This window comes from Halocatena salina, assembly GCF_023115355.1.
Lineage (GTDB): Archaea > Halobacteriota > Halobacteria > Halobacteriales > Haloarculaceae > Halocatena > Halocatena salina.
On the sequence record NZ_CP096019.1, the window covers coordinates 855,046 to 867,416 of the forward strand.

Consider the following 12,371-nt stretch of genomic DNA (forward strand, 5'->3'; position numbering starts at 1 on the left):
GTGAATAATATAAGCGTTTGGGGGGAGCCGCCGTACCGTCGACGGAACTACTCGTCTACCGAGTCGGCGAGATCGCTTGCCCGTCCGGTGTACGCCGTGGGGGCAAGCGCGTGGAGTTCCTCTCGCACGTCCTCGTCCACGTCGAGTTCGTCGAACAGTTCGTGGAAATCCCCGATTGTGACGCGTTGGTCACGAGTCAGGGATTTGACGCGCTCGTATGCGTCCCCGTGGCCCTCCCGGCGGAGGATCGTTTGAACCGCCTCGCCGATGATCTCGGGGGTTGCTTCCAGTTCCTCACGCATGACCTGCTCGTTCGGAACGATCTTCCCGAGACCGGTGTCGAGTTTCGTGTATCCAATGTGGCAGTGGGCGAACGCGGCACCGATATTGCGTTTGACAGTCGAATCCGAGAGGTCGCGTTGGAGCCGCGAAGAGGTGATATACCCCGACAGAAATGAGAGGTCGGCGTTGGCTTTCGAGAGGTTCCCTTCGCTGTTTTCGAAATCGATCGGATTCACCTTGTGGGGCATCGTCGAGGAGCCGGTTTCGCTGGCCGTCGCCTTCTGCCCGAGATAGCGATCGCTGACGTACAGCCAGATGTCTCGGTCGAGATCGAGCAGGACGTCGTTGATCCGCTGAAGAGCGTCGAACAGCGACGCGAGATCATCACAGGGGTTGACCTGCGTCGCAAGCGGGGTGTGGGTGAGTCCGAGCGACTCGACGAACGACCGGGCGAACGACTGCCAATCCACGTCGGGGTAGGCGACGTGGTGGGCGGCGTACGTGCCACTCGCGCCCGCCAGCTTACCGGACAGCTCGACAGCATCGAGCGCGCTGACGGCCCGACCGAGTCGAGCGGCGTACACCGCCATCTCTTTACCGAACGTGGTCGGCGTCGCGGGCTGGCCGTGGGTTCGAGCGAGCATCGGGAGATCGCGGTGCTCGTGAGCGTGTTCGACCAACGCATCCCGAACGGTGGCAAGATCAGGACGAAGCACCTCCTCCAGCGCGCCCACCACAAGCAACCGGTGGGCGAGGTTGTTCACGTCCTCGCTCGTGAGACCGAAGTGGATCCACGGCCCATACTCGGGGGCCGACTCGCGGATGAAATACTCGACCGCCTTCACGTCGTGGTTCGTCGCGGCGTACTCACCGTATCCATCGGTCTCGATCTGCTTGATCAGCGCCGCGCTGTCGGTGTCGAACGACTCGTACAACTCCCGCAGCGCCGCACGATCCGGGGCGTCGATCGATAGCGACGTGGCCGCGAGATCCGCGAGCGCGATGAGATACTCGACTTCGACGCGAACGCGCGCCCGCATGAGCCCTGCCTCGCTCGCATACGGAGACAGCTCCGATGTAGTGGACGCATACCGGCCATCGAGCGGCGAAACGGCTGATAGAGCGCTTTCCATACCGGATCTGTGGCGGGCCACCGAAAAAGCGTGTCGAACCCACGTCCGAACTCCCACGAATATATTCATGTTTGTGCATATCTTTATCGAACATACGAGTCGATAATACACGACCCTGCTGATAGATCGATATTTCTTTGCCGTCCCGACTCCGCGTGATGGGTATGGTACGCATCGCCGGAATGGCCAGTAACCGTGGACGAAACCTCCTGAACATCGCCGATCAGGAACCGAGTGGGACCGAGTTTTCGGTGATCCTCACCAACGACGCCGATGCACCGGTACTCGAAGACGCTGCGGACCGCACGATACCGACCGAAGTCGTCGAACGAGAAGCGAACGAATCCCGCGAGACCCACGAGCGCCGGATCCTCGACCGGCTTGGAGAGTACGAGGTGGATCTCGTCTGTTTGGATGGATATATGCGCGTGCTGACGGGGACGTTTCTGGATGAAACACCGTTGACGTTGAACGTCCATCCCTCGTTACTCCCTTCGTTCAAAGGGATGGATGCATGGAACGATACACTCGATGCTGGCGTTCGAATGACGGGCTGTACGGTGCATGTGGTCACCGAGGAGATCGACGGCGGCCCTATCGTTACTCAGGAACCGGTGCCAGTGTACGAAGATGACACGGCTGCAGAACTGAAAGACCGCGTGCTGTACGACGGCGAGTTCGTCGCCTATCCCCGGGCTGTCAGGGCGTTCGCAGAGGATCGACTCACAGTCGAGGACGGAACCGTCCACATCGAGGGCGACGAACGACAGCAGTTCCCCCAACGGCGCCTCGACACCGGCGATCGTGTCGCCTCGCTCAGGTATGGCGAGAACCCACACCAAGACGCCGCTCTGTATGCGGATCCCACCTGTGAGGAGGCGAGCGTGGCACACGCCGAGCAGTTGAACGAGGGCGCGAAGGATCTCTCATACAACAACTACAACGACGCCGATGGCGCGCTGAACCTCATCAAGGAGTTCGAGGAGCCGGCAGCGGCCGTCATCAAACACACCAATCCGGCTGGCTGTGCGACGGCAGACACGCTTGCCGAGGCCTACACTGACGCGCTCGCTACCGATCCGATGAGCGCGTTCGGTGGGATCGTGGCGCTGAATCGGGAGTGTGACGTGTCCACCGCAGAGCGGATCATCGACTCGTTCAAGGAGGTCGTCATCGCGCCCGGCTACACCGAGGACGCGCTCGATGTGCTCCGCTCGAAGGAGAACCTCCGGGTACTCGACGTGGGGACTGCGTACGAACGAACGGAGACGCTCATCGAAAAACCGATCGTCGGCGGGCGACTCGTTCAAGAGCGTGACCGACAGCGGCTCACCCGCGACGACGTGGAAATCGTCACCGCGCGAACGCCCACCGAAGAGCAGATCGAGTCGATGCTGTTCGCGTGGTCGGTCATCAAACACGTCAAATCCAACGCCATCGTGTTCGCGGACAACACTGAAACTGTTGGCATCGGAATGGGACAGGTGTCTCGCGTCGATGCCGTCCGACTCGCGGGCATGAAAGCCGACGAGCATGCCGAAGACAAATCCGCGGACGGGGCAGTGATGGCCTCCGACGCGTTTTTCCCGTTCCCCGATGGGATCGAAGCCGCAGCAGACCACGGCATCGAAGCCGTCATCCAACCCGGCGGCTCAGTCAATGACGACGACGTGATCGAGACCGCAGACGAACTGGATATGGCGATGATGTTCACCGGACAGCGGTGTTTCAGACACGATTGAATACGGATCGGATATCACGTCACCGATCCATAATCAATAATATAAATATGTAAGTAAAATAAGTTTAAGTTTGTATAATTGTACTATCCAGTATCCATGTCTGATGGTGCCGAGAAACACACTAATACAGGGGGATCGAGCGGTTCGAACGGCGGGATGGTGACTCGCCGTCGGGTACTGAAATCCAGTCTCACAACGGTCGTCGGGGTGGCCGGTGTGAGCGGACTAAGCGGAACAGCGACAGCAGGTGATGGGGAGTGCCCGTATTCCTATCCGAGTGCTCCGTCGTGGCTCGGCGAAGTGCGACCGGAGGCGGGAACCTTCCATGAGTGGCCATGGGCTGCGGAGAACCTCACCGTATTCATCCACGGCTTTACGAACCAGAACGGTGGTCGGAGCTACGCATACGAGATCCACCAGTATCTCTCGAACCACGGCTACGGCGGAGCCGTCACGACGTGCAATTGGGACGCCGGCGATTCATGGGACGAATGGTATTCGGCGAAAAACCACTCGATAGAGGCTGGAGCGGATCTCGCTGGCCTCCTCGACGCCAACGGACTGACGGCGGAGCACGGCGTCACTGTGAACTTCGTTGCTCACTCGCTGGGTGGAAAGCTGGCGCTCGAATGTGTTCGAGATCTCCAGACGACGTATGGTCGATCGATCAATTCGGTCAACCTGTTCGGAGCTGCCGTGTGGGACGAACAGCCCGGAGAACGGTTTTACGACGGTATCCTGTACGGCACAAACGAAACACACAACTACTACAGCGAAAACGACGACACGCTCGGCGACATCTATCAGGCAGCCGAATTCGGACGACACGCATCTGGATACACCGGTGGGGCGGGCGGCGAGCCGGGGAATTGGTACGACCACGATCTGACATCCCGGATCGACCATCACTGCCAGTACATGGATTCTAACGACGGCTGTGTCGGAGACATCACCGACGACCTCAGCTAACGATCCGAGACGGTCGACGGAACGGCGGTTTTAGGGATCGCCCTACCGGAACGAACGACACGCCCACACCAATAAAAATTTTTACAAAAACTGATTCACGGGAACGTATAATTACACTGCCGCTCAATCAAATATTACATGTTGCTCGCAGGTACTACGGACGGCGTGTACAGGGTTTCGGATACAGACACGTTCGAATCCGAGCGCGTGCTGGAGACCGACCGCGCGATGCGTGTTCGGACGTTCGATTCGGTTGCGGGTGCGTTCGCGGCGACCAAGTCCGGACTGTATCATTCACTCGACGGCACTGACTGGGTTGATCTGGGCGTTCCCAGAGAAGAAGTGTACTCCGTCGCGGTGAATTCGTCCGGAGACCACCTGTACGCCGGGACCCATCCCGCGCACGTGTACGTTTCCACGTCGTTCGCTGCCACGTCGTTCGCTGCGGAGTCGGACGATCGAGCGTGTGAATGGGAGGAACTCACGGGGTTTCAGGAGTTACCGTCCCGGAGTGAATGGCACACGCCGCGCCACCGCAACGAGGCTCACGTCCGGAGTTTGGGGTTCGATCCCGAGAATCCCGAGCGTCTCATCGCGGGCGTCGAGGTTGGCGGCGTCCACGTCAGCGATGATCGCGGCCAAACGTGGGACGAGCGCCGCATCGCGTTCGACGCGCCACACAGCAACGACGTCCACCACGTGCTCGTCCAAACGAGCGATCGCTACGTCGCATCGACGGGAAGCGGGTTGTATCGCACGACCGACGCAGGCCACTCGTGGACGCGGATCGACGAAGACGTGGATCACACCTACTTCCGGGAGGCCTTTGCAGCCGACGGACGGCTGTACGCGGCAGCGGCCCGCGGAGCACCACCGACGTGGGGCGGCGATCTCGGCCCTGACGCCGCGCTGTTCGAGTCGACCGATGGAGGCGACTCCTTCGAGACCGTGTCGTACCCCGGCGCACCGAACGAGTTCGTGCTGGCGTGGACCGCCCGTGATGGCTCCGTGTTCGCCGGAACGCGTGGTGGATACGTCCTCCGTCGAACCGATGGCGAGTGGATCGAGGTAGGACGGCTGTCGGTCTCGATCCGGTCGCTATCCGGTGTGTAAGGAGTGAACGCGACCTCAGCAACGTACTTCCGATACCAACCGCACCTCGAAAACCGACGAACAAGAACGTTCATTTCTGCTCCACTCGTCTGCACGGGTGTGACGACGTGGATCGAAGCGAGCGGCGGCCGTGAACGTGGAGTGGCCGGTCTCGTGCGAGCGTGGGTTGGTGTGCTTGTGGCCCCCCACCGGTTTTTCCGCTCGGCCATCTCGACCGGTGATCAAGCACCGGGACTTACGTTCGCCATCGCGGTGACCCTGCTCCACGTCGTGTTGCGGATTTTTCCATCAGCCATACAGTCGCTCTCGATGCGGATGCTCACGCTCCTGTTGGTGGTGGTGTTTCTGGCTCCGGTCGTGTTACATCTCTGTGCCGCGCTCGAAACCGTCGCCCTCATCGGGTTGGTCGAAGACCGCGCCGGGGTGAGCCAAACAGTGCAGGTGATCGGTTACGCGGCCGCGCCGTGTGCCCTGTCGGGTGTGCCACTGACCGCGCTGTGCGTCGGAATGGCTGGGCTGTGTGTGGTGTCTGCCGAGCTGATCGCGCTGTTGTGGCTGGGAGCCGCCGTCTACGGTGTCGTGCTGTTGGTGATCGGAACGGCCATCGTTCACGACACGTCGATCCCGCGCGCCGTCGCTGTGACCGCCATTCCATCGTGGATCATCTTCGGCTACGGGTTCCGGGGGATACACGCGCTCGAACTGCTCGGTGCCAGCAGCGGACTATTCGGGTAGACGGGCTTCGGGCTAGGTATTGGACACACGGGGCGGTGAAGACGGTCGGTGTCGGCGGGAAAGAGATTCCGACAACCGTTTCAAGCCGGGCCGGTTCGTATTCATATGAGCGAGCAGATCGTCACCGGTGACTCCTTGGAGGATCAGATCGGCAATCTCCACAAGGAGGATGTCGTTCTCGATTTCGCCGGGACGCGACCAGATCAACTCATCGTTGACTGTTACTATCGCGGTACTGTCGATGGCTATGCCGATTTCGGCATCTTCGTGAATCTTGGAGATCACGTTACAGGTCTACTACACCGGAGTGAACTCCCTCACCGACTCGAAAGCCTCAGCTGGGAAAAAGATGACACCGTATACGTACAAGTAACGAACGTCCGTGACAACGGTAACGTAGATCTCGGATGGTCGCTTCGCGACTCCGCTCGGGAGTTCCGGGGCGAGTACATTCACGATCCCGAAAACACGCTCGAACCGGAGGAAGTCGATAGTCACAGCGACCAGTCCAACGACGACGATCGTTCGGACCAGCAGACACAGGATAGAAACAGCGAACTTCCGGACACCGAGATCGCAGAGGACGACTTCGAGCGGGGCGGATCCACACAGTCCACGCGGGAAGTCGCCTCGGAGAACGGAGCTGTGTCGTCCGATCTCAACCGCACTGAAATCGAACAGTTACAGGAACAGGTCGGTGACATCGTCCGTTTAGAGGGACTCGTTACCGACGTCCGCCAAACCAGCGGTCCGACCGTGTTTTCGGTACAGGACGAAACCGATGTCGTCGACTGTGCGGCATTCGTCGGTGCTGGTGTGCGTGCGTATCCGGAGATCAGTACCGGCGATTACGTCGGTGTCGTGGGAGAGGTCCGAGAACGGCGCAGCGAGCTACAGGTCGAGACCGAACAGATCGACGTGGTCACTGACGAAGACGAAACGGCGATCGTCGATCGGATGGACGAGGCCGTACAGGCCAAAGCCGAAGTCGAGCCGCTAGATCCGCTCGCCCCAGACAGCGCCGTAGAATCGGTAATCGACGCCGTTCGAGAGGGTGCAACGACGATCCGGCGGGCCGTTATCGAATCTCGACCGATCGTGGTTCGACACCAGACGAGTGTCGACGGCTATCTCGCCGGTGCAGCTCTCGAACGTGCGATCCTCCCACTCATCGAGGACGAACACACGGCGGCCGATGCCGTCTACCACTTCTTCGATCGGCGTCCTCTCGAAGGAGCCTACGACATGGACGACGCGACGAACGACGTCACGTCTTTGCTCGGCTCTCGTGATCGCCACCAGCAGAAACGACCGCTGTTCGTCTTCGTGGCCACGGGAGGCACGAGCGACTCGCTCGATGGGCTTGACCTGCTCCAAATCTACGACACCGACGTAGTCGTTCTTGACAGTACGCCCGGCGATGCGGACGTGCAAGAATCGGTCAGCTCCGTCGTGAATCCCGCCTTAGCCGGAAACGACGAGGAAACGAGTACCGCAGCTATCGCCACGGCGATCGCTGTCCACGTCAACCCCAATTCCGACGTTCGTGCTGATCTCTCGCACCTCCCGGCAGCGAGCTTCTGGGAGGACGTTCCGGAGATCTACACAGAGTTAGCACGCGAGGGCGCTCACAGCCACAGTCCGTCCGACACGGCTAACCTCCGGGAAGCCATCGCACTCAAAGCGTACTACCAGTCCTACGATGGAAAACGGGAGCTGATTTCCGATCTCCTGTTCGAGGAATCGGTTTCGAAGGGTCTCGCTGAGCAGGTAAGCGAACAATTCCGAGAGAAACTCGCCGGAGAGGTCCAAACCGCAGAGGAGAATCTCGACCGTCGTGATGAGGATGGACTCACGTTCGCCGTCCTCGACACCGACGCGTTCACCCATCGCTTTGATTTCCCTCCCACGGATCTGTTGCTCGATGAGATCCATCGCCGCAACCGAGACGGCACGTTCGTCACACTCGGCGTCGATACGGACCAGATCACGATCCGAAGCACAACACCGTTCGATCTGTCCGACGTCGTCGAACGACTCCAAGACGACGTCCCGAGCGCCGGCGTTACGGCGCGTGATGGCCACAACCGGATCGGGTTCGTGGCTGGAGAACGAGAACACGTACGTGAGGCCATTTACGACGCGATCGCGAGTACGCTTGGGCAGTCGCAAACGAACTAGCGAAGCGGTCGTACGCTCGTTTTGCAGGAACCGTTCGGATTAACCGCTGTACTCGATCGTCCCCGTCCACTCGTCGTAGCGGTCGTCGAACTCGTGATCTACATCGTACAGCGTCACGCGAACCGAAAGCGTCCCAGCGTCGAACTGGTCGAGTGCGTCCGGGTGGACGTTGAGCGTAAACGTCCCGTCCTCACGGAAGTACGCGTCCTGTCGAGTGACGAGTTTGTCGTTGATCTCCACGGTGAAGTACGGCTCACCGTCCACGTCCGGCGTGGGATCGACGTTCTCCATCGACGTGTTGGCGTTCACACGGACGTCGAAGTCGGTGTAGCCGCTCCCGTCCGATGCGTTCTCCTTGTTGATGAACTCAGCACCACTGATCCGATCTTCGTGTTTGTTTTCCGGATCTCTCGGTGTCTCTGGTTTCGTCCACGTCTCCGGTTGGCCCGGCGTCGACGCTCCCGGAGCCGTCTTGACGACCTGTGTCGGTTCTGGCGATGTCGTTGCCGTAGTCGTCGCTTCTGTCGTAGTCGGTGTCGGCGAAGGTGTTTCCGAATCCGACCCCATTAAAGATCCGATACTACTGCATCCAGCCAGCAACACAACGGCAATGAGTGCGAGAGCAGTTAGGCGTTGTACGTTCACAGTTGTCCGAAACAGGTCAGAATGAGATAACTGTTGGGAAATCACCGCTGTGGACGATTGCCGTGTGAGCTTCGGCTTCCTGAGAAGCGAACCGCAGGCTCTTATTCGTGGATCACCACACACCAGTAGATGAGTACGCACCCGACCGAAACCGACGCGTTCGAGCGGGTTTGTGAGACGCTGATCGACCGAATCCTCTCGGGGGAGGTCGGACGCGAAGATCTCGAATCCGCCAAACTCGAGGTGTGTTCGGAACACTCCGCGCCGAAGGTGCCAAAGAACTCCGAACTCCTCGATTTCGCCGGACAAGACCGTCGTGAGGAGCTCGAACCGATCCTTCGTCGCAAGCCAGTCCGGACGGTTTCGGGCGTCTCACCGGTTGCAATCATGACCTCGCCGCACATGTGTCCCCACGGCAAGTGTCTGTACTGTCCCGGTGGTCCGGCCTCGGAGTTCTCCTCCGCACAGAGTTACACGGGTCACGAGCCTGCTGCAGCCCGTGGCGTCCAAAACGACTACGATCCATACGGCCAAGTTACCCTCCGACTCGAACAGTTGCGCAAGATCGGTCACCCCGTGGATAAAGTCGAGCTCATCCTGATGGGTGGGACGATGACCGCGCGGTCTCACGACTATCAGGAGTGGTTCGTCAAGCGCGCGCTCGAAGCGATGAACGACTACGACGTGGACAAAGAGCCGGAGCCAGCCGAAGGTGTGAGCTTCGCTCAGGATCCCGAAGAGTACGAGTTTCGGTATCTCGAGGACGTCATCGCCGAGAACGAAACTGCTGACGTGCGAAACATCGGTACCACGTTCGAAACCAAGCCTGACTGGTGTGATCCCGAACAGATCGACCGGATGCTCGCACTTGGGGGGACGAAGGTCGAACTCGGCGTTCAGACCACCTACGAGCGCATCAACCGCGAGATGCACCGGGGACACGGGATTCAGGCCTCGATCGATGCCAACCGCCGACTGCGCAACGCTGGATTCAAGGTCGGCTTTCACATGATGCCCGGCCAGCCCGGGATGACGATGGAGATGTGCCGAGAGGACTTCCGACAGCTGTTCGAGGATCCAGCATGGCGGCCCGACTACCTGAAGATCTACCCGACACTCATCGTCAAAGACACGATTACCTACGACATGTGGCAACGGGGGGAGTACGAGCCGCTCACCAACGAGGAAGCCGCTCAGCTCGTCGCAGAGATCAAATCACAGATTCCCAAATACACACGACTCCAACGCGTCCAGCGAGACATTCCTGCTGACTTCATCGAGGCGGGCGTCTGGAAGTCGAACCTCCGACAGCTCGCTCGCCAGCGGATGGACGATCACGGCTGGTCGTGTGACTGTATCCGGTGTCGGGAGGTCGGCATGAACGACGCCACTCCCGACCGGATCGAGCGCGACGTGCTCACCTACGAGTCCGGCGGCGGTACCGAGCATTTCATCAGCTACGAGGACCCAGACAACGATCTTCTCGTCGGGTTCTGTCGGCTCCGCTTCCCATCCGATGTGACCCGCAAGGAGCTACAGAACGCGGCACTCATCCGAGAGCTGCACGTGTACGGCAACGAGGTCGGTATCGGTCGAGACGGTAGCGAGGAGTACCAACACCGGGGGTACGGCCGGAAGCTGCTCAAACACGCAGAACGCATGGCGCGCGATGAAGGGTACGACAAGCTCAGCGTCATCAGCGGTATCGGCGTTCGACAGTACTACCGGAAGAAACTGGGCTACTACCAGGACGGCCCGTACGTCTCGACGCGGCTGTCGACTACCCCGCTCTAACGCTCGCTGGCGCTCGCGTTTGAGGACGGGGCTTGTCCGTGGGACTCCCCTTTTGGCCGAAACTCGGCGGATGAATGGTCATCGCTCGGTTCAGCGTCCCGGACTTTAGAGCCAGTTGACCGTGGCTCAACCCCGAGGGACGTTTGCCCTCGGGTACAGTGAGTAACTTCAGACCGATGTTTTTCACCGTCACCAGAAATCGGAGATTTCTGGTTAGCAGCCAGAAGCCGAAACTTCTGGCGACACTGAAAGTGGACTGTCCGACTCCGGTGACGGCCCCTCGAGGTCGATCACTCGGCGTTCGAACGCTCGTGGCGCGTATGGGCCGACGGCGTGTTCCTCTGCTCGGAACAGGCTGTGGCGGACATGCTCGCGGGTGACGGCGATGCCATCCTGTTCACCAGCTCCTCTGCCGCCGTCCGCAGCGACGGTCCCGCTCACAACAGCACCGGCTTCAGTGCGCGCGGACTCGCCCGTTCGCTTGCGCGCCAGCTCTGGCCCGAGGGCATCGACGTCGCAACCGTACTCGTTGACGATAGCGTGGGCGTCCCGGACCAACGAGACTGGACAGATCATCCCAACGAGGAGTGGATCCACCCGGATCACGTCGCCGACACGTACTGGCACGTGGCAAACCGACACCCGAACGCGTTGACGCCCGAACTCGACAGCGGAACACACGCAGCCGACATCAGTTTTGTATAAATTATAATAATATATCAAACGATGGAATAAAATGGATCGTGGATAGTTAGTGTTTGATCGCCCGTGAAGATTAAACGTGACAGGTGGATATCTCTCGTGATGCGATGTCTCCGTGAGGACCTCTGGTTGCTCGAGCTCGGTTGGTCCGCACCACTCGGTTCGAACGCGTATCTGATCGACGACGGGATCGATCCGGAGACCGGTGATCGGACGGGAGGCGACGTGACGCTGATCGATACGGGCTATCGGTACAACCGTCGGTCGTTAGAGGGGGAACTCGAAGCCGCCGGATACGCCCCTGATGACATCGACCGCGTGTTGCTCACCCACTACGATCTCGATCACACGTGGGGGTTAGATAGCGTTTCCTTCGACTGTCCGGTGTATCTCGGCGAGCGCGACGTTGCGCTGGTCGAAGGGACGTGGGATCCGCCGATCACCCACCACAAAGGACTGTTCCACCGGGCCGCTCGCCAACTGTTTTCGTTGCCGGACGACACCGATCTCCACGATGTGAGCGACGAACAACGTATCGGGCGCTTCACCGCGTATCATACTCCGGGACACAACCCGGGACACACCGCCTACATCCACGACGCCGACGTGGCCTTTCTCGGTGATCTCCTCTGGGAAACCGATGGCGAACTGACGACGCCGTTTTGGGGAGACTCATACGACATGCGACAGCTCCGCGAGAGCGTTCGGAACCTCCAACACCGGTGCCCACCGTTCGATATCGCCTGTATCGGCCACGGGGAGCCGATCACCGACCGGGGGTACGAACGACTCCAAACGCTCGCCGAGGAAATGTGAGTGGTCTTCTATCAATTGCCGTTACATACAATTACCTTTCCGGCGCTGGTAGGAGTCTCGTCGTGGTCTCAGTACAGGGCATTCGTGAATGGATCCAAGATCGACATCCCACCGTGTTACTCGTAGTGGGGGCACTCCTATTCACGCTGGTTACCCCCCTCAGCATTGTTTCGCTACAGAGGATACACACCCCACTTGCACAGAACCATGGAATATATGTCCCGCGCTGGTTGTGGATCCTCGGCCCATCGCTCACTAT

The 12,371-nt window shown here is 59.8% G+C and carries 10 protein-coding genes; 8 read left to right on the plus strand and 2 right to left on the minus strand.

Annotated features, from left to right (window positions below; genetic code table 11):
• Positions 1-47 precede the first annotated feature (47 nt).
• Positions 48-1,415, minus strand: coding sequence for an adenylosuccinate lyase (purB, locus tag MW046_RS04300; protein WP_247994335.1), 1,368 nt, complete (start codon positions 1,413-1,415; stop codon positions 48-50).
• 164 nt (positions 1,416-1,579) lie between these two features.
• On the opposite strand from purB, the gene purH reads away from it, so the two are divergent.
• The 5 genes from purH (at position 1,580) to MW046_RS04325 (ending at position 8,155) form a co-directional block, all read left to right on the plus strand.
• Positions 1,580-3,157 (plus strand): bifunctional phosphoribosylaminoimidazolecarboxamide formyltransferase/IMP cyclohydrolase, encoded by a 1,578-nt coding sequence (gene purH, locus MW046_RS04305; RefSeq protein ID WP_247994336.1) that lies wholly within the window; start codon positions 1,580-1,582, stop codon positions 3,155-3,157.
• 96 nt (positions 3,158-3,253) lie between these two features.
• Positions 3,254-4,126: an alpha/beta hydrolase gene (locus tag MW046_RS04310; RefSeq protein WP_247994337.1), complete on the plus strand. Its 873-nt coding sequence runs from the start codon at positions 3,254-3,256 to the stop codon at positions 4,124-4,126.
• Between the two features lie 138 nt (positions 4,127-4,264).
• Positions 4,265-5,239: a WD40/YVTN/BNR-like repeat-containing protein gene (locus MW046_RS04315; protein WP_247994338.1), complete on the plus strand. Its 975-nt coding sequence runs from the start codon at positions 4,265-4,267 to the stop codon at positions 5,237-5,239.
• 99 nt (positions 5,240-5,338) lie between these two features.
• Complete coding sequence (locus MW046_RS04320; RefSeq protein WP_247994339.1) at positions 5,339-5,974, plus strand: YIP1 family protein; 636 nt, start codon at positions 5,339-5,341, stop codon at positions 5,972-5,974.
• A gap of 105 nt (positions 5,975-6,079) precedes the next feature.
• Positions 6,080-8,155 carry an OB-fold nucleic acid binding domain-containing protein gene (locus tag MW046_RS04325; protein WP_247994340.1) on the plus strand — a complete coding sequence of 692 codons (2,076 nt, stop codon included), beginning with the start codon at positions 6,080-6,082 and terminating at the stop codon, positions 8,153-8,155.
• Between the two features lie 39 nt (positions 8,156-8,194).
• Here the strand turns inward: MW046_RS04325 and MW046_RS04330 are convergent, their stop codons facing one another.
• Positions 8,195-8,800 (minus strand): hypothetical protein, encoded by a 606-nt coding sequence (locus MW046_RS04330; RefSeq protein ID WP_247994341.1) that lies wholly within the window; start codon positions 8,798-8,800, stop codon positions 8,195-8,197.
• Positions 8,801-8,929: 129 nt separating this feature from the next.
• On the opposite strand from MW046_RS04330, the gene MW046_RS04335 reads away from it, so the two are divergent.
• From MW046_RS04335 to MW046_RS04345, 3 genes are all read left to right on the plus strand, one after another.
• Positions 8,930-10,594, plus strand: coding sequence for a tRNA uridine(34) 5-carboxymethylaminomethyl modification radical SAM/GNAT enzyme Elp3 (locus tag MW046_RS04335; RefSeq protein ID WP_247994342.1), 1,665 nt, complete (start codon positions 8,930-8,932; stop codon positions 10,592-10,594).
• A 333-nt stretch (positions 10,595-10,927) separates the two neighbouring features.
• A complete protein-coding gene (locus tag MW046_RS04340) occupies positions 10,928-11,299 on the plus strand; it encodes a Rossmann-fold NAD(P)-binding domain-containing protein (protein WP_368411347.1) in 372 nt (123 codons plus the stop codon).
• A 99-nt stretch (positions 11,300-11,398) separates the two neighbouring features.
• Positions 11,399-12,112: an MBL fold metallo-hydrolase gene (locus MW046_RS04345; RefSeq protein ID WP_247994344.1), complete on the plus strand. Its 714-nt coding sequence runs from the start codon at positions 11,399-11,401 to the stop codon at positions 12,110-12,112.
• The last annotated feature ends 259 nt before the right edge of the window (positions 12,113-12,371 follow it).